This window comes from Niallia sp., from assembly GCF_031978665.1.
Taxonomy (GTDB): Bacteria; Bacillota; Bacilli; order Bacillales; family Cytobacillaceae; genus Niallia.
The window spans coordinates 53631-79515 of record NZ_DALZDK010000005.1; the positions used below are offsets into that span (position 1 = coordinate 53631).

Consider the following 25885-nt stretch of genomic DNA (forward strand, 5'->3'; position numbering starts at 1 on the left):
CTCTCTTCTATAATTAGATATTAGCTTGATGTTGTTGTTCTTTCTTTCTAAACTTCATCAACTTAAGCCCATTCACCATCAACGCAGTAATTAAACCACCTACTAAAATAGCAATACAGTATAAGAAAATATTAGATGTAAAAGGAATCGCCATAAAGGTTGCAAGCATTGTTTCTTGTGTCACTCCAAATGCACCGTTTATTGCACATCCTGCCGCAGTACCAACGATAATACTTGGTATCACACGTAATGGATCAGCAACCGCAAATGGAATCGTTCCCTCCGTAATACCGACAATTCCCATAATCATGGCCGTTTTTCCGTTATCTCGTTCACTCTCTGAATATAGTTTTTTATTTAGCAAGGTCGCTAAAAACATACCGAATGGTGGAATAGCAATAGCGAGTAGCATTGCAGTACTAGCTGCATAGCCACCTGAGGTAAAGGAGGCTACACCAAATGCATAAGCGATTTTGTTTACCGGTCCACCCATATCAAATGCCATCATTGCACCAAGAATAGCAGCTAATATTGCAGCGTTTGCACCGGACATACCATTTAACCACTCAGTTAGTGCTTCCGTTAATGCAGTAATAGGGGTGCCTAAGATATACCAAAAAATAAGTCCAACAACTGCCGTTGCAACAAAAGGAATAATAATTAACGATTTTAAGCTCATAATTTGTGCAGGAACTGGGATTTTCTTCAAAGCATTAACTAAGTAACCTACTGCAAGTCCTGCAATCATACCGCCAATGAATCCAGTGCCCATTTCATTCGCAATCATCCCACAAATAAACGCAGGGGCTAAGCCGGGACGATCAGCAATTGCATATGCGATGTAACCAGCAATCATCGGTACAATAAATTGTAGTCCAGTCTGACCAATCATACGAATAACGCCCCAGAATGTATCGGTTTGATCCCATACATTTGTACCTCCAAAAATTACTGCAATGGAAGTGAGTAATCCGGCTGCTGTTACAAGGGGTATCATATAGGATACGCCACTTTGAAAATAATTTAGCATTTCTTTACCCAATTTTTTCAAGCTCATTTTTCCATCCTCCTCGTTGATTTATGAAAACCCTTTTATTTTTGACCAAGTTCTATCGCCTTTTGAATAGTCGTGGCTCCATCTTTCACAACTTCAGAAGTACCTACTTCAATAATTTTTTTCCCATTAAAACGATCCCGTTCAGCTACATTAGTGTCCACCGCAAAAATAACTGCATCCGCTTCTTCAATTTCTTGTGGTTTAAGTTTATTTTCAATTCCCATAGCACCTTGTGTTTCTACTTTAATAGTTACTCCATTCTTTTTCGCATATTTTTCAAGGTTTGCTTTCGCCATATACGTATGAGCAATACCTGCAATACAAGCTGTTACAGCTACTAATTTTGTCATTTTTTATTCCTCCTAAATTTCACTCAAGTTTACTTTTCTAAAAATGATAAAACATCATACAAAGCATCCACACTGTCCGCTTCTTTGATACTTTCCACAAAATCATCATCCATCAATTTACCCGACAAATCTGCTAATAGCCTTAAGTGTGCGTCTCCTTTATCTTGATCCTTAATTGCCAACAAAAACACTATAGTTACTAGTGTTCCATCAAGCGAATCCCATTCTACTGGTTGCTGTAGGCGTGCAACAGCAACAGTAGATTCTTCAACTGCGCCACTTTTCCCATGTGGAATAGCTAAGTTATTACCAATTCCAGTAGTCATTTGTTGTTCTCGATCAATTACATCTTTTATGAAGATTTCTAGATTTGAGACATAGTTATTGTTAAATAATAGATTCGCTAATTTCTCAATCACTTCTTCTTTACTGTTAGCTACTAAATCTAACGTAATATTATCTTTATGAATCTTTTGTTTTGTCGTCATAAGCTTATCTCCTTCAAAAGTGATTGAATGTCATTTTCATCCCGAGCAGCCACTAATCGCTTCATAACAGAATAATTAGAGACCAGTTCATTAAAATAGGCATAAACCTCATTAATGGAATCCTTAACTGTTCGATTAAGCGCAAAGAAAAATACAATGTGTACTTTTTCATCTCCCCAAGCAATACCTGTTGAATTGATATAAATTGATATACTTGGCTGCACATTGTAATCTACTTCTGCATGTGGCATTGCAAAGATCCCCATAGCCGTTGATGACAAATTTTCACGCTTTAATGCACTTTCGAATACACCATCTCTTGCATACCCTAGCTGAATGAGCTGGTTACTAATTGTTTGCAATACCGACTCCATTGTTTCCACATCTTCTGAGAAGAAAAGCAACTCTTGTTTTATTAATTCACGAAAAGCAATATAAGAACGTTCAAATTTATTTCCTACTTGTTCTTCGACTAGCTTAATGTCATGTTCTGTCATTAACGGACTTACGACAACAACCGGAACAGGACTATTTTCAATTGGGATTGTGCTAATAATTAGTTCTTCCGATAGATCTGTATGTTGTAACTCTCTAAGTGACAATACCTTTGTTATCATTAGCTTTTTTGAAAATGTTTTCTTTAAGCGTTGCTCCAATAGCTTTGATGTCCCATATCCACTACTACAGACGAGCACCACTTTCTTGACGATTGCTGGTTCTCGATCAAAGAAAGCCTGAATATGCAATGTAATATACGCTATTTCGTCATCATTGAGATGAATTTTGAATACCTTTTCTAATTCGCCAGTTAATTCAACGGCAACTTCAAAAGAACGTTGGAAAGTTGTACGGATTTTATCTGTATATGGATTGTAGATATTTAGCCCTAGCTGCAATCGTTTTACTGCAGCATTTAAATGCACAATAAGATTCTTAATTAATTCTTGATCAGGATGATACGTATCTAGCGTTTCTATAATCAAGCTCCTTAATTGTGTGCTAAGATCTAATACATCAACATTAGCGGCAGCTTTACTATTTAAAGTGTTTTTCTCAATTGCTGAAATGTGAATATTTATATACTCTTGTTCATATTTTGGAATGTTGATATGAAAAACTTCTTCTAATTCGTTTATCAGCAATATCGAACTTGATAATAACGTTTCTTCCTCTTCGATTGGCTTATCAATATAAAAGTCTTGCTTAATTCTTTCTATAGCTATTACTAAATGAATTGCAAGAGATTGATATTCATAATCTGTGACATTCAAACCCGATTTCTCAATAAAATTATTTAGAATATCAGCAACCTTATCTAAAGTGTTGAAATTGATAAAATCCTTAGTTCCAGCCGACATAATAATATTGAGCTTTAGGCTTTGTTTCTTTTTTTTAGTTGCCCTTACACCACCCCAATAGTAATTAATAACATTTGACATTAATTTTCTTCTATCATTTTCATTTGCCTTTAGCTTTAAGCCATTACGGTTACTGATAATTTCCAAATTATTTTTGGCAAATGTCTTTCTCACCTCACGCATGGTATGCTCCATTGTTGTTCTACTTACATGAAGCTTATCAGCTAAATCTTGAATCTTAACATATCCATTGCTATTCAATAGTTGAGAATAAACAAACATTTCTCTGTCTTCGATCGAATCCACAGGTTTCATATTCAAATGATTCAATAATTGTTTGATTTCTTCTTTTTCTCCAATTATTGTGACACCTTCACGTGGCTTAATAGATAAGGATAAATTTGTTTGCATCAAAATATCCTGAACGTCTTCAAGATATTTGCGCACTGTTTTGGTTGAAACATTCATCATTGCAGCAATTTCATTGTGAGTCGTAATTCCCTTGTCTAAAATATATTGAATGATTTTCATATATTTATCCTCATAAGCCTGCTTCATATTATCACCTCATCTGAATACGGTTTCATTATATCTTACTACTACTTACCTTCCATACAGCATCTTTTACCTTTTTAATGTGGAAATTAAGAGAGGGGAAACGTTATCATTTTCATCCCGCCATTTTTTTATTTCAATAGATTACTGGAATAAACATTATCAATAAATATATCAGAGACTATCTTCCTATTATAGACTGCCTCCTATACATAAGTCCTATATCTTCCACGAATCTCCGCATTGAATGCTCAAACTTACCTTTTGATGTCAACTGAAATCTGGCATACTTCATATATCTAATATTGCATCAATTAATCTCTTAAGATTTCTATACAGTGTCACCACCCAGAGCATAAAAAAAGAAACCGTAATGGTTCCTTTTCTGTTAACAAATTCAAGTAAAGTAATTATTTTCTTTAACGTCTGTGATGGGACAAGGAACCTGACCCCCATGTCCCATCCTCACTTCAACCCCGTCAACGTAATCCCCTTAATAATATGACGCTGGAAGATTAGGAATACGATGATAAGTGGTACGACTGCAATAGTTGCGCCGGCCATGACAATTTCCCAGTAGGTTTGGTTTTCTCCTGAGAAAAAGGCAAGTCCGACTGGCAGTGTACGCATTTCTTCTGTTTCGATGACGATAAGTGGCCATAGATACGCATTCCAGTTTCCTAGGAAAGTGAAAATACAAAGTGCTGATAAGGCTGGATAAACCTGTGGGATGGCGATTTGAAAGAAAATCTTGAATTCATTTAAGCCATCAATTCTTGCTGCATCAAGCAAATCATCTGGGATGGATTCCATAAACTGCTTCATCAGAAAAATACCAAATGCTGATATGACGCCTGGAAACATAATTCCCCAGTAGGTGTCGACCCATCCTAAATCGGTAGACATAATATACCAAGGAATAATAAGCATTTCGGTCGGAATCATAAGGGAACTTAAGATGAATAAAAAGATAATATTTTTCCCAACAAACGAAAATTTAGCGATAACATACCCAACAAGGGTGTCAAATAAAGCAACGCTTAAGGTAGTAATAATCGCAACGATAAAGCTATTCAAGAACCATTTATTAAATAAAGTATCCACCATGATTTTTCGGTAATTATCTAAGGTAGGGTGGTCGGCGAGTAGTTTTAATCCATATACTTCCGATGGTGGCTTAAAGGACGTTGATACCATCCAAATAAATGGAAACAACATAAAAATAGCACCAACGATTAATAAAAAATAGACAATCGATTTTTTAAAGTATCTTCTTTTTTTCAAGACATCACCCCCATAACGTACTAGTATTCAAATTTCTTCGTTAATACCTTCATTTGAATGATGGTAATGATCAAAATAATGATAAATAATAGAACAGTTGCCGCAGAAGCTAAGCCCATGTCAAAATGCTGGAAGGCTAATTCATATATATAAAGAACAACCGATATCGTCGAATTCAGTGGACCACCCTGTGTCATATTTTGGACTTGGGTAAAAGTTTGTAAGAAGCTAATACTTCCGATGACTGCGGAAAATACGATTGTCGGATTTAATAATGGCAAGGTAATATGAATAAATTTATTCCAGCTGTTTGCTCCATCTATTTCTGCTGCTTCATAGAACATTTTTGGGATATTTTCAAGGCCAGCTAAGAAAATAATCATTTGGAAGCCTAATCCTTGCCATATCATCGTTAAGATAATAATATAAATCGCTTGATCCGGCGATTTTAGAAAAAGCTGTGCTTCAAATCCCAGTTTCATCAAGATATCATTTACAATTCCGTTGTTCATCAGAATCCATTTAAAAACCCAGCTTACAGCGACAATGCTTGTCACATAGGGGATAAAATAAATCGCACGGAGCACACCGACAAATTTATTGATCCTTTGAAGGAGTAAAGCTACCCCTAATCCGCACAGCAGCTGCCCAATGACACCAAAAACAACATAAATGAACGTATTTACTAGTGCTTTTCGAAAAATTTCATCCTTAAAAAGGGCTACATAATTATCCATCCCGACAAATGGTTTATCCTCGGAGAGAATGTCCCACTCCCGAAATCCAATATTAAATGTATAAAGGGTTGGCAAAAATCGAATCGAGATAAAAAAGAGAAGAGGAATAAGCAAGCATGTATACACAAATATGTATTTTTGCTGTTTCAGCGTAAATCTAGCAGTCTTTTTTTTGACAGTAGAATGATTCTTACTAGCCATGAAGCCCCTCCTTTCTGAATAAAGAAAGACGATAATCGCCTTTCTTTATCCCGTCTAATTTACTTTTCACTCCAATAATCGTCATAGAGCTTCTGTGACTTCGCTGCGAATTCCTTATATGCCTCCTCAATCGAAACCCCATTTAGCAATACTTCATTAACAGCATCAATAACGTACTGTCTTTGGGCTGTTTCATCGACATAGAATTGGGCATTCGCATAAGGAAGCTGTTCAATAAATGGCCCATAGAATGGATCATTTACGTATTTATCCTGTGTGGCCACAGCTTCTTTTGCTGGTAATTCCCCAACTTCATCAATCCATCTTTCCATTACTTCGTCGCTTGTTAAAAATGCTAAGAATTTTTTTGATGCCTCTAATTTTTCTCCTTCTACTTTTGCAGTAATGCCATTTGCCCAGAACGAAGATTGCGTTGCTTTCTCTTTATAGGATGGCAGCGGTGCAACTCCATAGTTTAAGTCTGGTGCTTCTGTTGCCAATGTTCCTAAACGGAAGGAACCATCAATATTCATCGCCGCATTGCCTGTTTTGAATGCCGTTACATCATCTGTATAAAAACCACTTTCGCCAACTTTATGTTTGGAACCAAATTCAACTAAGTACGTAAATGCTTCTAACCCAGCTGGAGTATCGTCCCAAAGCACCTGCTTCCGATCCTCACTTAATCCTTGACCGTCGGCTTGATAAACAAGGGCATCATAAAACCAGTTATTCAGCTGCGCACCAACTTCGTACGCCATCCCTTCTGTTACCAATTTTCCATTTTCTCGCACTGTCAGCTTTTTCGCATAGTCTACTAATTCATCCCATGTTTCTGGTGGACTGTTCGGATCTAATCCTGCTTTTTCAAAAAGATCTTTGTTATAGAAAAGCGCCAGCGTACGAACAGCAGTTGGAATAGCCCAATACTTATCATCTAATTTCGCTGCATTTACTAGGGAGAAGTATTCACTTTCGATTTGATCAACAGGGAAGGCATCTTCCGGAAGTGGCTGCAAATAGCCAGAATCAATATATTTAGGAAGCCATCCATAATATAAATTAATGACATCTGGACCTCTTCCAGCTGGAACTAATGTAGCAACCTTCTCATTGTATTGCTCATAAGGGAATGTTGTTTGCTTTACTTTAATGCCTGGGTTTTCCTCCTCGAATTCTTTAATAAGCTCATCCATTAGATCAACCTTGGCTTTATAGGCATATTGCCAATATTCTATCGTTACCGTATCACTATCTTCTCCCCCTGATTCTTTCCCTTTTGAACAGCCAACAACTACCATTAACACCATGAGAAAAAGAAATAATCCTAGAATTTTTTTCAATAGAACCCCTCCTATTAAACAAGTTAATTATTATTGCTTAACATGTTGTAGCTATTATGGCGCAGTAATTGCTTATAAGAAGTAAATTTATGTCTATATGCTTCTACTTCTTTTGAAAAAGCATCTAGATTTTGAGTGGAGCGTATCCGTTGCCTCTCTGTTTCTTTCGGATTAGGACCTCCTAGAACAGAGCGAACCATCACAAATTGATATGGATCAATCGCACTTTTATAGTTTGCTTCTGTTAAAATAAGTGGGATTCCTAAAACTTCCTTGGCGATTTCTTTAACCAATTCAGCGGACCCATCTTTTATTTTTTTCCCAGAACTAGATAAGCGTTGGACCAAAACGCTGACAATTTGATGGGAATCGCGGAAGGACAAATGGCATTCCCTAACCAGTACATCTGCTAATTCCGTAACAGTGGAAAAGCCTTCACAGCAACGGGTAAAAAGCTTATCTACATTCACCTCCATAGATTTAAGGATTTCTGTCAGTAGTTCAATGATTTGATAAGAATGAGAAAATCCATTAATAAGAATCGGCTGGATATCATCCCCTATATCGACGATGTCCCCAAAGGGTGCATTATGTGTCATCATAAAAACTGCATTTAATTCTCCAATTGTTCTACTTATTAGGGATTTGGTATGTTCTAAGGATGATGGGTTTCGTTTTTGAGGCATGATGCTGGATGTTTGCACTAAACTTTCATCTAGTCTGATTGCTTCTACTTCATTTGTGGCAAAAAACATTAAGTCATGTGTAAAGCGCGATAAGGTGCTTAAACTGATTTTAATCACACTAGCTATTTCCAGCATATAATCTGCAGCACTAATAGAATCATAGGAATTATCCATCGGTTTATCAAAGGCCAATTGCGTTGCCATAAAAGGACGATCGATTGGAAAGCCAGACGTACCTAAAGCAGCAGCTCCCATTGGCGACTGGTTGATTCTTTTTAAAAGGGAAAAGCCCCGCTCCAAATCTCTCTCTAAACTACTGTCAACAGCTAAGAGATAATGGGCAAAAGTAGTTGGCTGTGCCTGCTGATTATGTGTATAGGCTGGCATAATCGTCAGTTCATGTTCTTTTGCCAAACGCAGCAATACCTTTTTTAATTCGGAAATCAGCGTGAGAAAATGCGAAAGTTTTTCGCGAGATAACATCCGATACATCGTGGCATCCATATCATTGCGACTGAAAGCAATATGCATATTCCCAACAAGCTCTTCGCCAATTTCTTTTTTCAAATCCTCTTCAATCATAAAAAATAAGTCTTCAAAGACAGGATCATATTCCTTTGCATAGCCTGTTGCTAATAACGCTTGGTTTGCTTTGATGATTTTTTCGGTATCTTCTATTTTTAAAATTTTTTGGCGGGCTAGCATCGTAGCATGTGCGATATTAATTTCTAATAAATAAGGAAGGAAATGTTGTTTGGTAAAATCGTAGGTAGGTTCTAGGATATGGTTTACATATATATTCGATCTACTGTCTGGCATTAAGCTGCTTCACTCCAATCTCCAAATTGAGTAAACGGCGAGCATTGTTTCCAAAAATATTCTCGATATCATCCTCTCTCATATTTATTTCTCTGCAAACTCTTACTTGATCTTGTAAATAACGATAAGAAAAACCTCTCGGAAAGCCATTGGAATCTGTACCGAATATAATCCTCTCCGATCCAATCAATTCAAATGTTTTTCGAAATAGCGTTTCTAAATCTAAGGGATATGGCATCCATCTCACCCATTGATTAGAGCCAGAGGTATCGACATAAACATTTGGGCAGCTCCAGCATAAATGCAATAGCTCTTTGAAATAGCCTGCGCCGAAGTGGGGAATAATAATTGGCAGATCTGGAAATTCTCTCGCTACTTGAAAAATGGCAAGGGGAGACATATTTTGGTGCTCCACAATTCCACCCGCTCTACCTAATAAACCAAAATGGATTAAAACTGGTAGTTGATTATCCGATAAATATTGCCAAACCGGCATTAAGTCTTTATCGTACAGGGGTCTATTCACAAGGGGACCAAACATTTTATAGCCTCTTAATCCTAATTGTTCAATCGCTCTTTTCAACTCTGGCAAGGCATCGTTTTTTTCGATAGCATGATGGGCAAAGCCAATAAATCGCTCGGGATGCTCGCTAATTTTCGCAGCCATATCATCATTGTCCTCTGCCGTAAGAAAGTTCATGATTTCCACACCATATGTATCAAGCTCTGCTAGCCATCGTTCCATGAGCGGGGTGGCTTTTTGCTCTTCTGTCTCCTCTGAAGGATGAGGAAAATCCCAGGTTAGCCTCATTCTTTCCGATCTTTCTGCATTATACGCATCCCCAGTTTTTGATCTTTTAATAAAACTACTTCCCTTTTTCCCAGGCAAATGTCCATGTATATCAAGCACTTTAAACTTATTTTGAAAGAGCATGTATATCTCCCTTCTAATCTATTTTTTCAACTAGGCAATAATGCATGTTTTTTCATACAAAGAACGGTTGCACCTAGCAATGAAGCTTGCGGCAGCTTTGTTAGCATGATCTCTGTCCTGCTTTGTTCAGGTAAATAAAGCTCCAGTTTCTCTTGCAGTTTTGGCAAAAACCAATAGCCTGATTTGGATATCCCTCCGCCTAACACAATGCATTCGGGATTTAGCAATGCCGCAACATTAATTAACGAAACAGCAAGGTGATCCAATGCCTCGTTAATGATGCTATTCGCTAACGCTTCGCCTTCCATCGCCTTTTCAAATATCTTCTCTGCACTATAATCTTCTTTATCTGAACCTCTTTGATACTGCTTCACTATAGATGGACCGCCAACAAGATTTTCAAGAAAACCATAACCCTTGAACATCGATTCGAATCCTTGACTTGCCTGATCTTTATTGGTAATCATATAGCCTATTTCTCCAGCAGCATATTGACCGCCGCGAAATAGTTCTCCATTAATCACAATCCCGCAGCCCACTCCTGTGCCAATTGTTATTAAAACGACATGGGATTTCGCTTTCGCCGCACCTTTCCAGCATTCTCCCAGCACTGCCATATTCACATCATTTTCTATGTAGATTGGAAAAGGAAAATGTTCTGCTATCTCATTTTTCAGCGGATAATGGAGCCACCCTAAGCTCGGTGCCTCAATGACTATTCCCTGATCAGAATCAGTAATTCCCGGAGCTCCAATCGCCAATCCCAAAACCTTTTCCTGATTAATTTTCTTGGCTTCTAACATGGCATTTATTTCATTCACTAATAACAGAATAAAATCTTTCTTTAATCCAGCCTGGGTATCGATTTTTCGATGGAGAATAAATGCTCCATCTAAATCCATAATCGCTATTTCTGTTGTGGTTCCTCCAATATCAATGCCAATGGTATATTTGTATTCTTTATCAAAAAGCAAATGTACCGGCTTTCTTCCCCCTTTCTTCGCTGCTTCCTTGCTTTCTTTTTCCGTAACCCACCCCTCTTCCACGAGCTCATCTACCAACGCAGAAATCGTCGGTTTGCTTAACTTCAACTTCTTGGCCAAGCTCGCCCTAGAATAAAGCTCCGCACCATCGATAATTTCCTGCAGCACTTTTCTTTTATTAATTATCTTCAAATAGTTGGGAGTTCCTGATTGCAAAATACTCATGCATTCCTCCATTCACAGAAGTTAAAGTTAGTAAACCTTACTTACTTCTTGAATAGTCTATGACTCTGGGGAATGTAATATGTTTGTGAATTTTCTGATATTTATAAAAAAAAAGAAACCAAACTGGTTCCTCTATTGTAATTCTTGTATTTATCTCTTTTAGGTGAATGATTGCTTTGATCATTGGAATGTATGCATTTTTTCGTTGTGTTGAGCCAAATGTGGTTTTCACCTTCAGAATAACGCCATTCTTCCAACATACAATGCCAAAAAAGCTTTCACCGTCAAAATGAAAGCCGCTTTCCTACTTTATTCCCTCACATATTATTAGCATCCATTGTAGACTGATTGTATTTTTTTAATAACTTCCCAAATGTTTCACGTTCTTCTTCTGTCCAAGCTTTTGTCACTTCCGCAACCCTATTCTTTCTAAACGTTTTTTCTTTTTTCAATTCTTCTAATCCTTTTTCCGTTATCTGTAGCGTATAAGCCCTTCCATCTGTTTCATCAGGAATTCTGAACAAATAGCCTTTTTGTTCCAATGCAGCTGCCTGTCTACTTACGGTCGAAACATCTAATTGAAATTCAGTTGCTAACGCTTTTACTCCAGCTGGTCCTGCTGTCACTATTTCATGTAATAACAGATAAGCTGACCGATCAAGAATGGTGTTTTTTTTATGGGAAGACGTATGTGTAACACGTCGTATCAGAATGGATAATTGAACCTCAAGTTCTTCCAACGATTTTTCATACATTGATTAACTACCTCACCGTTAAAAAGTATTTCTATAAAATATGATAGCATAGTTGATTAAAGAATTGTAATGGACAGGGAGAGCCAAAAAGAGAATTGACGTTTTGTCATATAGTTGTATAATACAATCATATAGTTTCCTTATACAACTACTTTTTCTAAAAAAATAAAGGGGGAAAGAAAAATGCTAGCACATGATATTATGGTAAGCCAAGTATATAAAGTGAAAGAAAGTGACACCGTCCGTTCTGTTATCGAAAAATTCATTGATTATAAAATTAGCGGTCTTCCAATAGTCAATGATCGAAACGAAATTGTTGGTTTCATCAGCGATGGAGATGTGTTGCGCTATATTGGTAAACATGATGATCATATTATCGACAGCATTTATTATGCTGTGGTGATTAAAGGCGATGATGAAGATTTTAACCAAAGATTACAAAGTCTATTGCATTTGAATGTAATGAAAATCGCGAAGAAAAAGGTTGTAAAGGTAGCTTGGGATGAAAAAATTGAAATTATTGCTGCGTTATTAGGTAAAAAGCAAATTAAAAAAGTGCCCGTTGAAAAAAACGGGATCTTAGCAGGCATTATTAGCCGCGGCGATGTAATAAGGAATTCTTTCAAAGAATTAATCTAGTCCATTCATTGAAACAAAGGGAATATATATAAAGGGGAGAAATATAAATGCCATCTTCACAATCTGTATCTGCAGATTCAACAAAAGCTAATTCAAATGCGGTGACTGAAGCTAGCCTATTAAAACAACCTAAGGCAGTGTGGGCCGTATTTTTTGCTGGAATTATTGCCTTTATGGGTCTTGGCCTCGTGGATCCAATCCTTCCTGCTATCGCAGAGAAGCTTGATGCATCACAAAGCCAAGTAACACTGCTTTTCACTAGCTATAATGCGGTTATGGCCGTGGCTATGCTCATAACTGGGATGATTTCATCCAGACTTGGAATTAAGTGGACACTTATCTTGGGTATTGTAATCATTGCTATTTTCTCTTGCTTAGGCGGTCTATCGGATAATATTTGGACGCTTGTCGGACTTCGCGGAGGATGGGGTCTTGGTAATGCGCTGTTTGTTGCAACTGCTTTAGCAGCTATTGTGTCTCTATCAAACAGCGGTACTGCTAAAGCAATTATTCTTTATGAAGCAGCTATTGGACTCGGAATCTCTGTTGGTCCACTTCTAGGCGGTTGGTTAGGAGCTATGTCTTGGAGAGGTCCTTTCCTAGGGGTTGCTACTTTAATGATCATTGCCTTTTTCGGTATTTTAATTTTAATGCCAAAAGCGGCTTCACAAAATAACGCGAAGCCTAAAACATCCTTGGCAGATCCATTTCGAGCATTAAAACACCGTTCCTTGCTTGTTTTTGGAATTGCTGCTGCCTTATATAATTTTGGATTTTTCACATTGTTAGCCTATGCTCCATTTGTAATGGGCTTAGATGAACATGGATTAGGCTTTGTATTCCTTGGTTGGGGAATTTTATTAGCTGTCACTTCTGTATTTATGGCACCGAAATTACAGGAGCGCTTTGGAACGGTTAAATCTATGTGTGCCATGTTAACATTGTTTGCTGTAGTGTTAGTTGCAATGGGGATATGGACATCAACACAATGGGTTATTATTGCAGCCGTTGTTGCAGCTGGTGCTTTATTAGGCAATAATAATACCCTTATCACAACTGCTGTGATGAATGCTGCTCCTGTTGAACGCTCAACCGCTTCAGCAGCATATAGTTTCCTACGCTTTATAGGTGGTGCCATCGCTCCATTCACAGCCGGGAAATTAGCGGAAATTTTCAATCCATCTGTACCATTCCTAGTAGGAGCTGGATTTGTGTTAGTTTCCGTGTTGTTTATCTGGTTTAATAGTAAGCATGTAAGCCATGTAGATGAAATGGGTTCTGGACATTAAGGAAGAAACTCTAAAAATAGTTAGCGTTTATATTAAGTAAGATAATGGAATCATAATATTTAATGGAGGATAGTTTATTTACTATCCTCCATTAATTTAAAGGTTATCTAGCAACCTTTAACCTAATTGTTGAGTTGACTTATTAGCTAAAATATCATTCATAGATTTTTCAACGCTTCTCGTCTACTAAGTGGCTTTAAATTGTTGAAAGAAACAAAATCTTTCACAGCTAAAGGGTTTGTTTTTGCATATTCGCGTAGCACCCATCCTATTGCTTTTTGCACAAAAAATTCTTCACTATCAGCCCTAGTAAAAATATATTGGAACAAGCGTTTTTCATCTGTTCTATTCTTATAATAAAGTTGGTATAGCAACGCTGATCTTTGCAACCAAAAATTCTCATCTAAAATCCATTGATCTGCATATTGCGAAATTAGTTTTGGATAGGCTGTAAATAGATAGCCCATTATATGAGGAGAAAGGACATCCACAGTATCCCACCATGACTTATTAACTAATAAAGTACTTAACCAAGGCATATCATCGGGGGTAAGTTCTTTTTTTACTTTTTCAAGTATATCGAGAGCTGCTTTTTGATATTCTCTTTCTGAGCGTTCCCACAATATAAAAATGATATCTTTTAGATTTTCTTTTGTCGGGACACCAAATTCACGAAAGAACTGTTTCGTTAGCTTTCTGCGTATTGGTGTTCGAATCCCTGAAAAGTCAAATTGGTTCCGTAAATAATTCTCCGACCATTCCGCATAATCCCTATCCATATGTTGGGTATATAGTTTAACAAGTTCCTCTACATAATTATTTGTTACGTCCATCACTTAGCACCTTTTTTGAAATTTTTTTCATATTTTAAGCTGTTCTTCCACTTTTTCTCCATTAGTACCCAGGTATATAACCTTTTTTTCTAGTATGAACACACGATAGGTGACAATTCCCGCTTCCGCAATTTCTTGTAAGAAGTCTAAGAAAGGAAGAGAGATATTAGCGATTGCCTCAAGTACCTTATTTCTATTAAAATTATCTGAAACTACCAAGTTTACTTGGGAGTCTGTTTTAAATGCTGAATATACTCCTTTATAGGTAGCTTGTCCTGACGCAACATCTATTTCGTATTCATTTATCCCTCTTTTGGACAATTCATCTAAGAATTCGGAGAAATCTATTGCACCGCTGCTTCTTCTGCTAATAATTTCTTGAAACTCGCTTTCTGTTATTTGGTCATTCAAACCTACTACCTCCAATTATGATTTTATTCCCTTCACTCTGCATCATCATTTTAACCTTGAACTTACTTCTTATTCTTGTAAAAATGGGACACAATCTTTATCACAAGGAAAAAATTACTCGATATGGAGGCTGTATGCTTTCGAAATCCTTTTTGTAAAGTATGATTGATCAGTATATTCCGCTTCCGTAATCCAAACTTAAAAACTTCGTAAAGCTTTATAAAAAATGCTACCTCTTTTAAGCGCTTATGTTTTCCCTGTTTGTCCATTACAATATTATATTACCTCATACCTAACCAACAAAGCGTCAGCTCCCTAATCAAATGAGGCAATGTCTCAAAGGAATATGGCTTATACACTCTTTCCGTCCAACGATGAGCATCCATCCCATATACGCCAATATTAATAGCTGGAACATTTAGCTCCCTTATCTGCTCGACAGGGACCGGGTAAATGTTTTTCCATTCTGGGAAATTATGAATAAGGGATTTTATCTCTTCTTCTGTATCATGAAGGGATAAATAGCTGCTGTCTGATAGATATGGAAAGAATCTTTTGATGGAAAATTGCTCGGTTGAAACAGCTCCCCATTTTTCTACCATTCCATCCATAACATCCATTACACGTTTATCCCGCTCGCTTTCTCCTATTAAATAATTATGAGGACAATAAGGAGGTGCAAAAAAGAGAACGATGCATGGCGATCCAGTAACATCTTGCTTTCGCAGAGAATCTACTATTTGAAAGCAAACTTCTCGTGGATCTTTTTCCTTATTACTTAATGCAATTCCCTCTGATATCTTCTCCACATCGACTCCCTGCTTACGAAGCTTCTCGCAATATTCTTCAAACGTATAAACTTCCATTTCCCAATTTGGCATATCCTCTGGAAATTGATTGCGGATGGAATATATTTGGTACTGTTTCTGATAATAAGCTTCCGTCGTTTTTGCTGCTTCAATCGCAATCTCCTTTAATCTACCAACGACCTCTGTTGGATTAGCCTCTAATACCATTAGATTAAAATAGATATGACTCGTTACCGAGGTTTGGACATTATAAAAATCTTTCATATCCCGATGATATAAAACAGAAGGAGGTGTCATAAGCTCTCCTTCTACTTGTTCGATTAACTCCATATTATTATTAATGAGACGATTTAATTCAGAGGTTACGAGAGTTGGATCCAAGCCGTCTAGTGTTCTTCCCACATGCGTTTCTCTTCCATATACATAGAAACAAGGAAGAAGCTTGCCAACTGCACCAGTGTAAATATATTTTTGTTGATCTCCTGGAAAGAGAGAGGTTATGTAATCCGTATTGATCGCAACGATATAATCCAGTTGTTCTTCTTTTCGAAGCCGCAGTAGTTCCTCTACAGCAGTAATTACCCCTGTATGCTGATTTTCCTCTACAGGATTGACCATTAAGATAATTTCTCCATCCCACTTATCCCTATGCTCACTCAGATACAGAACATTCGCTAAATGTACAGCAATTCCACTTTTCATATCAAGCGCTCCTCGACCAAACATCCAATCCCCTGAATTCGCTTGCTCCTGAATCTCCTTATTCCCATTCCAGCTTTTGAAAAATTCTAGTAAACACTCTGGTTTATTTGCTAGTTCTTGAAGTTTTCCATAATCCTCTGTCCCTACCGTATCCAAATGAGCATGGAAGATGACCGTCTTTTTCGATGTCCCATTGCCCTTTATCCTTGCAAAAACATTTTTCCTCCCAATCTCGTCATTAGGTAAGAGTTGTGTCCATATCTTTTCAGGGCTGTTTTTAAAATAGGGAAAACTACGCAGAATTCCCTCGATTTTATTGGCAATCTCTACTTCTCCCTTTGTTCCATTGATACTTCGTATATTTACTAGGGAAGTAGTTAGTAAGTCTACTTGATTGAATGTAGATAGGTTTTCTAGTTCTTCAAACATTTTATCTCCTCCTTTTCATTTTGCCGTTATTTGTTCAAGATACTTTATATGTATTACGATACAGAATTATTAAGATATTATCTTTGATAGTGTTAAATAAACTCACAGGCTTTTTTCAGAAGAAAAACTTACAATCTGTTCTACTTAAATCTGAAACTTTATTCTTGTTTCTATTTCAGGTACTCCTAAATGGAAGCCTGAAAGTGATACAATTCATCTTGAAAAGCGTAAAAAGAGAAAAGACATTCCACCTGATTGGGAACTAAAAGATATAATAAGTTGATTATGAATATAATGAATGGTAAAGAAAACGATAGTCACCTTTATCATCTCAAAACATTTGAACAAGAATACTTTGTTTTTAATGATGATAATTGGATAATCATTATAGGAGCAGACAATGTGATAGAAACTGCCTTTTTAAGCAAGAACACAAAAAATTATCTAAGTCCAGTTAAGGGTTATAACTATTTAGGTAAAGTAAAGGAGGTATTGGAATGAGTATGTATATGCAGGATATTCTTAATTACGGGGATGATGTTAATGACTTTGAAAGTAGCCCATTTGAAAGTCTACGGATGTTGCAAGATAGAAGTGATATTCAGAAAGTGTTTCATCAATTAAGTTTAGAAGATCAGCAGTTACTCGCTGAATATGATGCGCTCTTATTTAAAAACGTTCATAAAATGTACCGGCATATTAAGAAAGCGTATGATTTCAGCTTATCCAATCAACCTTTTAGTGAGTGGTGGTGGCATCTAGATAAAATAGTAAAAGGAAACCTTCAAATCGTACTATCATCTGACACAGGTGGAAAGGTTATGTAGATTTTTTCATATGAAGCAAAGAAGCATAGGAATTTCCCTATGCTTCTTATATACTATTCGGCACATCTACACTCAAGAAAAAACAAAAGCCTGCCCTTATCTCCCTTTTATTGCTTTACCACAAAGTCTAATATTTAGTGCGACATAAGAGCCGTACCTTTGATTCTCTTTCCATGCTTTCCTTTCCCAATTAAAGCTCTTCTCCATTAGTAGAAATAACATTCTTATACCAATAGAAGGATTTCTTCTTGCTTCTTTCCAGTGTACCGCTGCCGTCGTCTTGTTTGTCTACGTAGATAAAACCGTAGCGTTTGGACATTTCTCCAGTTGAAGCACTAACTAAGTCGATGCACCCCCATGGTGTGTACCCCATTAGTTCTACACCATCTTGGATGGCTTCTCCCATTGCTTCGATATGTTCCCGTAGATAATCAATTCGGTAATCATCGTTGATGGAGCCATCTTCTTCTACTTTGTCGTATGCACCGAGTCCATTTTCTACAACAAATAATGGTTTTTGGTAGCGATCATACAATTGATTTAATGAAACTTGCAATCCTATTGGATCAATTTCCCATCCCCAGTCGCTTGCTTTCACAAACGGATTTTTGATACCGCCTAAGATATTCCCATGCCCAACTTCTTCTGGCAATTTGTCTTTCTTTTCTGTACGAGACATGTAATAACTAAGTGCAACATAGTCCACAGTATTTTCTTTTAATAGTTCAAGGTCGCCTTCTCTTATATCTAGTTCAATTCCGTGTTCTCTAAAATAACGCTTAATAAAGGCTGGATAGTGACCACGCACCTGAACATCGCCACAGAAATAGTTAAAAAACTGTTCTTCTTTTAATGCATAAAGAACGTTTTCTGGGTTCGAGTCTACAGCATATGTTGGTAGATATACCAGCATACAACCAATTTGTGCACTTGGTATGATTTCATGACAAAGTTGTACAGCTCTTGCACTTGCTACAAATTGGTGATGATAAGCCTGAAATGTTGGTTGAAAACGGTCTTCTTCTTTTTGAATAGCGAATCCTAATCCAAGGATTGGCATGTGTAGACTGCTGTTTATTTCGTTAAATGTCATCCAATATTTTACTTTGTTTTTGTAACGATTAAAAAGAACAGTTACATATCGCTCAAAAAATGTTACTAATTCACGGCTTTTCCATCCACCATATTCTTTTACTAGATGAATTGGTAATTCATAGTGAGAAATTGTAACAACTGGTTCAATATTGTGTTCAATTAGTTCATCAAATACACGCTCATAGAATGCTAAGCCTTCTTCATTTGGAGTAAGCTCATCTCCATTTGGGAAAATTCTTGACCAGGCAATAGACATACGGAATGTCTTGAAGCCCATTTCTGCAAAAAGGGAAATATCCTCTTGATATCGATGGTAAAAGTCAATGGCTTCATGGTTTGGATATGTATATTTCTCATGATCTAATTCGAAGTTAAATCCAGGGTCTTTTAGCACATTTAAGCGCACTTTTCCACCGGGAAGAACATCCGGTGTATTTAAACCTTTTCCTCCCTCTTTGTAAGCCCCTTCTAGTTGATTGGCTGCAGTTGCTCCTCCCCAAAGAAAACCTTCTGGGAATTTAAATGTTGATTTCATTCTTGTTTCCTCCTTTATTTACAAGTAGATATAGTAAGATAGCACATAACTCTACTACTTTCTCTTAAACTAAAACAGTTAATAATTTCTCTGATTGTACAATTATATTTTTGCTTGTTTCAATAATTTCAGTATAATCACTTGTATTCGTTATAATGACTGGAGTTGTTACTGGATAACCAGCTTCTCTAATTTTATCAATATCGAATTCTACCAAAAGATCGCCTTGTTTTACAAGGTCGCCTTGTTTCACTGCTGGTTTGTAGTATTGACCATTTAATTGGACGGTATTGATCCCGACATGAATCAATATCTCTACCCCATCATTTGAAGTAATACCAATCGCATGACCAGTTGGAAAAATAGTCGAAATAGTTCCATCTACCGGAGATATCGCTTTTCCATCACTTGGCTCAATAGCAATCCCTTTCCCCATTGCTTCTGAAGCAAATACAGGGTCATTTACTTGTGAAAGTGGAAGAACTGCTCCTGTTAACGGGCTTAAAATAACCTCTTGTTTTAAAAAAGGCTGTGCTATTTCTTCCGCTTTCTCCGCTTCTTTTGCAACTGTTACATTAGGTAATTCTACTTCATCTTTTTTCTTATCTTCATAACCAAAAACCATTACAGAAATTAGTGCAATCCCCAGTGCAATAAGCATAGTAATCGTATAGGTAACCATTGGAGTATAAGCTGGAATGGTTAAGAAAGCTGGAAATGCAAAAGACATCGCTTTATTTCCTAAAACACCACTTATTGCTCCGCCGATTGCTCCAGCAATAGCAACATATGGAATGGTTCTTTTATATCGAAGAAGTAGACCATAGATAATCGGCTCTGTTACCCCTGATAATGCTGCTGGTAAAAAAGTAGAGCCTGCAAGTGTTTTTAGATTTTTGTCTTTCGTTTTTAAGAAAATACCTATCGCCAAGCCCATTTGTGCAAATGGAGCTGCAGCAATCATAGCTATTAGTGGATCAAAACCTTTTGACAAATTCTCAAGAATGAGTGGAACCAATCCCCAGTGAAGTCCAAGAATAGTTAAGAACGTCCAGCCTGCACCCATGATAGTACCTGCTAACCAACCATTTTTCTCACTTAAGAAGCTAATTCCATCGCCAATCCAATTTCCTACATATACTCCGAATGGACCGAATACCATTACTGTTAAAGGAACGATAATCATCAAAGAAAGCAATGGAACTAAGAACATCTGCAAATCTTTATAAATGATTTTTTTTAAATATTTATCTAAAAGTGCATATATACTAATCGCAATAAATACAGGGAATACCGTAGATGAGTAATCCATTAATACAACAGGTATCCCAAGAAAATGAGAAACATCCCCTGTTACTGTAAATAGTCCTGTGAAATTTGGCTCTAGTAGCGCAGCACCAATCGTTCCACCCACATAAGGATTTGCTCCTAGTTTAGTAGCAATTGTTATCCCTAAGAAAATAGGAAGGAAATAAAACACTGCATTCCCTGCTGCTGCTAAGATACTATAAGTACCGCTCGTTTCTGATAATAAACCAGTCATAGCAAGAATGGTTAGTACTGCTTTTAACATCCCTGCTCCAGCAAGAGCTCCTAATAATGGTGAGAAACTTCGTGAAATGACTTCAAAAATTTGGGCAGCAATGCCTGTCTTTTGAACATTCGATGAAGCTTGCTCCGCACCACCTATATTTGCAATCTTATTGATTTCTTTATACACTTCTGGTACATGGCTTCCAACTACCACTTGAAACTGTCCGCCACTTTCTACTACACTTAGCACTCCATCCAAGTTCTGAAGAGCTACTTTATCTGCCTTACTGTTATCATTTAGTTTAAAACGCAAACGAGTTGCACAATGAACAAGGCTTGAAATATTTTCTTCTTTGCCGACTAATTCAACAATGTCTTTAGCAAGTTTGTTATAAGTCATTTTTACTAACTCCTTTTCTATCTCCATTATTATACATTTATCTTCTCATGGAACTTCCTTATAAATCAGTCGCCTAAAAGTAATTAAGGCATTAAAAAAACCTAAATCAAACGTGTATGTTTGATTTAGGTTTTGCCCATAAGGTTACAATCCTATTTTTCTATATTATTACTTTTGACAACTCTTTCAATATGAATGGTCAAATAAATCATTTCTTCATCTGTTAAAACATACGTATACGTACTTTCAATAAATTTCTTTATTTTCAGTGCACAAGTATGCGCCTCTGGGTATTTCATTTGAATCACATGATATAAATCATCATCTGTGGAACTATTATAATGATTTCCTTTTACTAAACGCTGTGCGAAAAACTTCAGATGGGTAATAAAACGATAGAAAGGCAACGAATTCTCATTGAAATCCATTTTAAAATGATACCGAACAAGTGTTAAGATTTCTTGCATAATCTTTGTCATATCTTGAACAACAGGCATCTCTTCATTCAATTCTGCATTCACAATATGAAGCGCTAGAAACCCAGCTTCATCTTCTGGTAAAATGATGCCAAATTGATCACAAATCATATTTAATGCTTCTAGTCCTACTTCATACTCATCTTTGTATAATTGTCTCGTTTCCCATAGTAAGCCATTCTTTATTGGAAGGTTATTTTTATACCGCTCCACCGCATAATAAATATGATCAGTTAAATGAATATAAATGCTTTCATTTAATTTCTTCCCAAGCTTCATCTTCGCATAAGCAATTATTTTCTCAGATAATTCCATATAATCTATAGGCATATCAGAAATTAAAGTTTTGAATTTCTTCATAATATCTTCGTTTTCTAAAGTGAAAATTTTGTCTACTTGATGCTCGTCCACCTTATCACCAGCACGTTTTTGAAAGGCTATTCCACGACCTATGATGATAATTTCTTGGTTGTCTTTTATTGAAATAACTGCATTATTGTTTAATATCTTTTCAATCTTCACTTTATTACCTCCGATATATAGAGAAAAAGGCAAAACCCACCCCTTTTTCTAAGGTAATTGGTTTTGCCTGATTTAACAGTTACAATCCGTTCTGTATACGCTTCCTATATCATATCAAAATTTTTTAACAATAGCAATAGTCTTTTAATATTTACTTCATATTCTCTAGATGAAAAGAAATAGTTTATGAAAAATGCAAGAACGCGCTGTTATTGCATCGATACCCAAACACTCTTCACTTCCGTATAGTTATTCAATGCATAGGATCCCATTTCGCGTCCGATTCCGGATTGTTTGTAGCCGCCGAATGGGGAGGCTGCATCGAACGTGTTGTAGCAGTTGACCCAAACAGTACCAGTGCGTAGTTTACTGGCGATATAATGGGCATTGGCGATATCTCTCGTCCACACACCTGCAGCTAATCCGTACTCACTGTTGTTGGCACGATTGATTAACTCATCTAAATCATCATATGGCATGGCGGAAATTACAGGGCCAAAGATTTCTTCCTTGGCAATGGTCATTTCATCGCGGACATCCGCAAATACAGTTGGAGAGACGAAGTAGCCTTCTTCCCGTGGATTGAAACCGCCTGCTACTAGCTGTGCTCCTTCCTTAATTCCTCTTTCAATATATCCAAGAACACGCTCTTGCTGCACAGCAGAAACAAGCGGCCCAATTTCTGTATCGGCATGGATTCCAGCGCCTTGCTTCATATTTTTAGCCTGTGCAGCCATATCAGCAACAACATTATCAAAATGCTTCTTTTGAATGAATACACGCGAACCTGCACAGCAAACCTGTCCTTGGTTGAACATAACACCATTCAATGCACCTGGAATCGCTTTTGTTAAATCCGCATCAGGAAGGATAATGTTCGGTGATTTTCCACCAAGCTCTAGTGTTACTCTCTTCAATGTTTTCGAAGCATTAGCCATAATCATTTTTCCAACTTCGGTGGAACCTGTAAAGGCAATTTTATCTACTAAGGGATGGTCAACTAGAGGCTGCCCCGCCGTTTCTCCAAAGCCTGGTACAATATTGACAACTCCCTCAGGGAACCCAGCTTCCTGCATTAATTCTGCTAAATAAAGCGCAGATAATGGTGTTTGCTCAGCAGGCTTCAACACAACTGTACATCCTGTTGCAAGAGCTGCTCCAAGCTTCCACATCGCCATTAACAGCGGGAAATTCCAAGGGATGATTTGACCAACTACACCGACCGCCTCATGACGCGTATAGTTAAAGTATGGACCACTAACAGGGATAGTCTGTCCAACAATCTTCGTACTCCATCCTGCATAATAACGCATATGTTCAATGGCCAAAGGAATATCTGCATTCGTCGTTTCACGTATTGGTTTTCCATTATCTAACGTTTCTAATTGAGCCAGTTCTGCGCTATTCGCCTCCATCAAATCAGCAAGTATGTACATAAGACGACTACGCTCAGAAGCACTCATTTTTGACCATGGTCCCTCATCAAATGCTTTACGGGCAGCTTTCACTGCTAAATCAATATCTTCTGGACCCGCTTCATAGACACTTGCTAAAACCTCTCCAGTTGCAGGATTATAGCTATCAAATGTTTTTTGCGATTTACTCTCGACAAACTCACCATTAATGAACAACTTTTTCTTACCACTCAGGAACTTTTCAACCTTTTCTTTTAAAACAACAGTTTGTTGGTTCATCTAATTCCTCCTAAAAAGTATTTTAACGGTTAAACGCAACTAGAAAACGCTTACAAAAATAATGTTAACACTGTGGAAATGGAGATACAATAAATAAAAAAGGAAATATTGCGAGGAATTTTGACATTACGACAGTAATTGGCAGGCAGAGATTCTTACAAAAAACATCCTCTTTATTCTCATCTAATTAGCACTACGATATAATCATCTATTTAACCTTATATGTCTAATTAACTGATAAATCCATATCCCCATAAAGTGCAATTGCTGACCCAATTGTAGCTCTTTAAATCTTATAAAACCACATCCTATATATACTTTAGATATCCATTATAGAATGGGACTGCTGAAATAAAAAAGTGACATAGGACAATTTTTTATAATCATATTCTTAAACAAAAACTTAAAGGAGATAAGGTCATGCATATGATAAAATGGCTTGCTACTAATGAAATCAAAGCTGTACATCGATATCTTCCCATAAAGGCCACCGCTATAAAAAAATACAATGTTGCAGTGAAAACAAGTGGGCCATTAATGTATGTATATCAAAATACATCAAATGAGTTTCTCCTATTTAGAGGAATAAATGCCTATAATTCTTTATCCGTTCTTTTTCCAAACAAAAAAGTTCCATGTATAATAATCCGTGATGATATTCAAGAAATAGATTGGTACGATGCATGTTTGCTTAACTGTGTAAAAGAGAATGTTTATTATAAAATAAAAGAAGAAATTATACAGACAATCTTAACTAGTTCAAATAATGATACTAAAAAAATAGCAGACCTTTTGAACTGTTCGGAGGGTGAAATTCGGCAACATTATATCATCAACAAAAAGGTTCCTATAAAAGCTAAAAAAATAGTTGATAAACAAGGAAGAACTAGGTTGGTAAATGCTATTTATAATGATCCAACTTTTATCTCCTATCAACCATTACTTTTGCACTCAGCCACTAATGATATTAACAGATTAACTAATGAAAAATTAAAATACTTTAAATGGTACTTAAATGCAGGGTATTCCTTAAATCAGAAAGATACTAATCTGAGTAAACAACTATACGAATTGAACAAAATAGTAGATCTAAAAGAAGCTTTTAACACATATTGGCTCCAGTTAGAGCTTACTAAAATAAAATATCCTCTATAAAGAAAATACAATCACAATACTTCGAGAAAGAATCGTTAATTGATTTCTTGGGAATTTTAGAAGACATATGGAGGAACATTTTCTATCGCTCCCTTAACAAAAAAGAGGAGACGTTCTCCTTAGAACAGGAGAACCGCTTTTCTGTCAACACTCAGAAACGTGCTCCTCATAACAAGCGGGGCATAGAAATTCGTATGTACAGCTAGTATTAGGGCAAAATTTTAAATCATCGGGATGGAATTTTTCTTCGCATTTTTCACAGGCTATCATAAGTAACACACCTCCTTTTGATATGCTTCCAATATAATAGTTCCACCTTTCATTTGTAAATATGATTTAAAGACAATAAGAAAGCAAGTGAAGAAAAATACTGTTGTATTCCCTCACTTGCTTTCTAAAATGGTCCTATCGACCCATTCATACTTTTATGTTTATTTAAGTTCTCCATCATAACCGGGATCTTGGATATAATCCTCTTCTAACTCATTGTCCAAAAGTTCTTCATAATTCATATTATCTTCATCGACGCTATTTAGTACTTGCTTATTTTTAAATATTTTTTCAAACATCTCAAGCACCCCATTTCGTTGATTTAATACTATATACCCTCATTGTATAATAGTATTATTAACAATATGTTATGTTTTTATTAATTTTTGTAAACGATTTCATAATTTATTGTAAAGCATTTTTGAATGAAAAGCAAAAGTTAACTTTTATCAAACAACATGATAATCGCTTAGCATAGAAAAAGGACAGCT

The 25885-nt window shown here is 36.6% G+C and carries 24 protein-coding genes; 5 read left to right on the forward strand and 19 right to left on the reverse strand.

The genetic code is table 11. From position 1 onward, the window contains the following. Positions 1-13 precede the first annotated feature (13 nt). From RTL21_RS03925 to RTL21_RS03975, 11 genes are all read right to left on the reverse strand, one after another. The gene (locus RTL21_RS03925; RefSeq protein WP_312093517.1) at positions 14-1057 is read right to left on the reverse strand and encodes a PTS fructose transporter subunit IIC; all 1044 of its coding nucleotides are present in this window, start codon (positions 1055-1057) and stop codon (positions 14-16) included. Between the two features lie 35 nt (positions 1058-1092). Next, positions 1093-1407: a PTS fructose transporter subunit IIB gene (locus tag RTL21_RS03930; protein WP_312093519.1), complete on the reverse strand. Its 315-nt coding sequence runs from the start codon at positions 1405-1407 to the stop codon at positions 1093-1095. Between the two features lie 29 nt (positions 1408-1436). Beyond that, positions 1437-1895: a PTS sugar transporter subunit IIA gene (locus tag RTL21_RS03935; RefSeq protein ID WP_312093521.1), complete on the reverse strand. Its 459-nt coding sequence runs from the start codon at positions 1893-1895 to the stop codon at positions 1437-1439. Beyond that, the gene (locus RTL21_RS03940; protein WP_312093523.1) at positions 1892-3811 is read right to left on the reverse strand and encodes a BglG family transcription antiterminator; all 1920 of its coding nucleotides are present in this window, start codon (positions 3809-3811) and stop codon (positions 1892-1894) included. The genes RTL21_RS03935 and RTL21_RS03940 overlap by 4 nt, the downstream gene beginning before the upstream one ends. A gap of 462 nt (positions 3812-4273) precedes the next feature. Continuing rightward, positions 4274-5092, reverse strand: coding sequence for a carbohydrate ABC transporter permease (locus RTL21_RS03945; RefSeq protein WP_312093525.1), 819 nt, complete (start codon positions 5090-5092; stop codon positions 4274-4276). Positions 5093-5112: 20 nt separating this feature from the next. Then, the gene (locus RTL21_RS03950) at positions 5113-6030 is read right to left on the reverse strand and encodes a carbohydrate ABC transporter permease (RefSeq protein ID WP_312093527.1); all 918 of its coding nucleotides are present in this window, start codon (positions 6028-6030) and stop codon (positions 5113-5115) included. A 59-nt stretch (positions 6031-6089) separates the two neighbouring features. Then, positions 6090-7373, reverse strand: a complete 1284-nt coding sequence (locus RTL21_RS03955) for a sugar ABC transporter substrate-binding protein (protein ID WP_312093529.1) — start codon at positions 7371-7373, stop codon at positions 6090-6092. Positions 7374-7396: 23 nt separating this feature from the next. After that, positions 7397-8878, reverse strand: a complete 1482-nt coding sequence (gene argH, locus RTL21_RS03960; RefSeq protein ID WP_312093531.1) for an argininosuccinate lyase — start codon at positions 8876-8878, stop codon at positions 7397-7399. After that, on the reverse strand, positions 8865-9812 hold the full coding sequence (locus tag RTL21_RS03965; protein ID WP_312093533.1) for an amidohydrolase family protein: 948 nt from the start codon (positions 9810-9812) through the stop codon (positions 8865-8867). Before RTL21_RS03965 ends, argH begins: the two co-directional genes overlap by 14 nt. Before the next feature lie 26 nt (positions 9813-9838). Next, entirely contained in the window at positions 9839-11020 is a 1182-nt protein-coding gene (locus RTL21_RS03970) for an ROK family transcriptional regulator (RefSeq protein WP_312093535.1), read from the reverse strand. A gap of 317 nt (positions 11021-11337) precedes the next feature. Beyond that, positions 11338-11775 (reverse strand): MarR family winged helix-turn-helix transcriptional regulator, encoded by a 438-nt coding sequence (locus RTL21_RS03975; RefSeq protein ID WP_312093537.1) that lies wholly within the window; start codon positions 11773-11775, stop codon positions 11338-11340. Between the two features lie 183 nt (positions 11776-11958). Between RTL21_RS03975 and RTL21_RS03980 the strand changes: the two genes are divergently transcribed. After that, a complete protein-coding gene (locus tag RTL21_RS03980) occupies positions 11959-12414 on the forward strand; it encodes a CBS domain-containing protein (RefSeq protein WP_312093539.1) in 456 nt (151 codons plus the stop codon). Between the two features lie 47 nt (positions 12415-12461). Next, positions 12462-13703: an MFS transporter gene (locus RTL21_RS03985; RefSeq protein ID WP_312093541.1), complete on the forward strand. Its 1242-nt coding sequence runs from the start codon at positions 12462-12464 to the stop codon at positions 13701-13703. Between the two features lie 158 nt (positions 13704-13861). Here the strand turns inward: RTL21_RS03985 and RTL21_RS03990 are convergent, their stop codons facing one another. The 3 genes from RTL21_RS03990 to RTL21_RS04000 form a co-directional block, all read right to left on the reverse strand. Continuing rightward, entirely contained in the window at positions 13862-14536 is a 675-nt protein-coding gene (locus RTL21_RS03990) for a DNA alkylation repair protein (protein WP_312093543.1), read from the reverse strand. Positions 14537-14563: 27 nt separating this feature from the next. Next, positions 14564-14947 carry a DUF1398 family protein gene (locus RTL21_RS03995; RefSeq protein ID WP_312093545.1) on the reverse strand — a complete coding sequence of 128 codons (384 nt, stop codon included), beginning with the start codon at positions 14945-14947 and terminating at the stop codon, positions 14564-14566. A 281-nt stretch (positions 14948-15228) separates the two neighbouring features. Beyond that, a complete protein-coding gene (locus RTL21_RS04000; RefSeq protein WP_312093547.1) occupies positions 15229-16887 on the reverse strand; it encodes a M20/M25/M40 family metallo-hydrolase in 1659 nt (552 codons plus the stop codon). 294 nt (positions 16888-17181) lie between these two features. Between RTL21_RS04000 and RTL21_RS04005 the strand changes: the two genes are divergently transcribed. After that, positions 17182-17388, forward strand: coding sequence for a hypothetical protein (locus RTL21_RS04005; RefSeq protein WP_312093549.1), 207 nt, complete (start codon positions 17182-17184; stop codon positions 17386-17388). Beyond that, positions 17385-17714 carry a hypothetical protein gene (locus RTL21_RS04010; RefSeq protein WP_312093551.1) on the forward strand — a complete coding sequence of 110 codons (330 nt, stop codon included), beginning with the start codon at positions 17385-17387 and terminating at the stop codon, positions 17712-17714. The genes RTL21_RS04005 and RTL21_RS04010 overlap by 4 nt, the downstream gene beginning before the upstream one ends. Before the next feature lie 190 nt (positions 17715-17904). Here RTL21_RS04010 and RTL21_RS04015 read toward each other — a convergent pair whose 3' ends face one another. From RTL21_RS04015 to RTL21_RS04030, 4 genes are all read right to left on the reverse strand, one after another. Beyond that, positions 17905-19344: a glycoside hydrolase family 1 protein gene (locus RTL21_RS04015; RefSeq protein ID WP_312093553.1), complete on the reverse strand. Its 1440-nt coding sequence runs from the start codon at positions 19342-19344 to the stop codon at positions 17905-17907. Positions 19345-19408: 64 nt separating this feature from the next. After that, positions 19409-21277 carry a beta-glucoside-specific PTS transporter subunit IIABC gene (locus tag RTL21_RS04020; protein ID WP_312093555.1) on the reverse strand — a complete coding sequence of 623 codons (1869 nt, stop codon included), beginning with the start codon at positions 21275-21277 and terminating at the stop codon, positions 19409-19411. Positions 21278-21429: 152 nt separating this feature from the next. Further along, positions 21430-22275, reverse strand: coding sequence for a BglG family transcription antiterminator LicT (gene licT / locus RTL21_RS04025; RefSeq protein ID WP_312093557.1), 846 nt, complete (start codon positions 22273-22275; stop codon positions 21430-21432). A 209-nt stretch (positions 22276-22484) separates the two neighbouring features. Then, entirely contained in the window at positions 22485-23969 is a 1485-nt protein-coding gene (locus RTL21_RS04030) for an aldehyde dehydrogenase family protein (RefSeq protein ID WP_312093559.1), read from the reverse strand. Positions 23970-24389: 420 nt separating this feature from the next. On the opposite strand from RTL21_RS04030, the gene RTL21_RS04035 reads away from it, so the two are divergent. Continuing rightward, positions 24390-25124, forward strand: a complete 735-nt coding sequence (locus tag RTL21_RS04035) for a hypothetical protein (RefSeq protein WP_312093561.1) — start codon at positions 24390-24392, stop codon at positions 25122-25124. 431 nt (positions 25125-25555) lie between these two features. Here the strand turns inward: RTL21_RS04035 and RTL21_RS04040 are convergent, their stop codons facing one another. After that, on the reverse strand, positions 25556-25693 hold the full coding sequence (locus RTL21_RS04040; RefSeq protein ID WP_312093563.1) for a hypothetical protein: 138 nt from the start codon (positions 25691-25693) through the stop codon (positions 25556-25558). Positions 25694-25885: the final 192 nt, after the last annotated feature.

Bases quoted from the DNA above. Each gene is read 5' to 3' on its own strand.
- RTL21_RS03950 (WP_312093527.1), bottom strand. From the start codon at position 6,030: ATGGCTAGTAAGAATCATTCTACTGTCAAAAAAAAGACTGCTAGATTT.
- RTL21_RS03940 (WP_312093523.1), bottom strand. From the start codon at position 3,811: ATGAAGCAGGCTTATGAGGATAAATATATGAAAATCATTCAATATATT.
- RTL21_RS03930 (WP_312093519.1), bottom strand. From the start codon at position 1,407: ATGACAAAATTAGTAGCTGTAACAGCTTGTATTGCAGGTATTGCTCAT.
- RTL21_RS04020 (WP_312093555.1), bottom strand. From the start codon at position 21,277: ATGACTTATAACAAACTTGCTAAAGACATTGTTGAATTAGTCGGCAAA.
- RTL21_RS04010 (WP_312093551.1), top strand. From the start codon at position 17,385: ATGAGTATGTATATGCAGGATATTCTTAATTACGGGGATGATGTTAAT.
- RTL21_RS04040 (WP_312093563.1), bottom strand. From the start codon at position 25,693: ATGTTTGAAAAAATATTTAAAAATAAGCAAGTACTAAATAGCGTCGAT.
- RTL21_RS04035 (WP_312093561.1), top strand. From the start codon at position 24,390: ATGCATATGATAAAATGGCTTGCTACTAATGAAATCAAAGCTGTACAT.
- RTL21_RS04015 (WP_312093553.1), bottom strand. From the start codon at position 19,344: ATGAAATCAACATTTAAATTCCCAGAAGGTTTTCTTTGGGGAGGAGCA.
- RTL21_RS03925 (WP_312093517.1), bottom strand. From the start codon at position 1,057: ATGAGCTTGAAAAAATTGGGTAAAGAAATGCTAAATTATTTTCAAAGT.
- RTL21_RS04005 (WP_312093549.1), top strand. From the start codon at position 17,182: ATGAATGGTAAAGAAAACGATAGTCACCTTTATCATCTCAAAACATTT.
- RTL21_RS04000 (WP_312093547.1), bottom strand. From the start codon at position 16,887: ATGTTTGAAGAACTAGAAAACCTATCTACATTCAATCAAGTAGACTTA.
- RTL21_RS03975 (WP_312093537.1), bottom strand. From the start codon at position 11,775: ATGTATGAAAAATCGTTGGAAGAACTTGAGGTTCAATTATCCATTCTG.
- RTL21_RS03970 (WP_312093535.1), bottom strand. From the start codon at position 11,020: ATGAGTATTTTGCAATCAGGAACTCCCAACTATTTGAAGATAATTAAT.
- RTL21_RS03990 (WP_312093543.1), bottom strand. From the start codon at position 14,536: ATGGACGTAACAAATAATTATGTAGAGGAACTTGTTAAACTATATACC.
- argH (WP_312093531.1), bottom strand. From the start codon at position 8,878: ATGCCAGACAGTAGATCGAATATATATGTAAACCATATCCTAGAACCT.
- RTL21_RS03935 (WP_312093521.1), bottom strand. From the start codon at position 1,895: ATGACGACAAAACAAAAGATTCATAAAGATAATATTACGTTAGATTTA.
- RTL21_RS03965 (WP_312093533.1), bottom strand. From the start codon at position 9,812: ATGCTCTTTCAAAATAAGTTTAAAGTGCTTGATATACATGGACATTTG.
- RTL21_RS04030 (WP_312093559.1), bottom strand. From the start codon at position 23,969: ATGAACCAACAAACTGTTGTTTTAAAAGAAAAGGTTGAAAAGTTCCTG.
- RTL21_RS03985 (WP_312093541.1), top strand. From the start codon at position 12,462: ATGCCATCTTCACAATCTGTATCTGCAGATTCAACAAAAGCTAATTCA.
- RTL21_RS03980 (WP_312093539.1), top strand. From the start codon at position 11,959: ATGCTAGCACATGATATTATGGTAAGCCAAGTATATAAAGTGAAAGAA.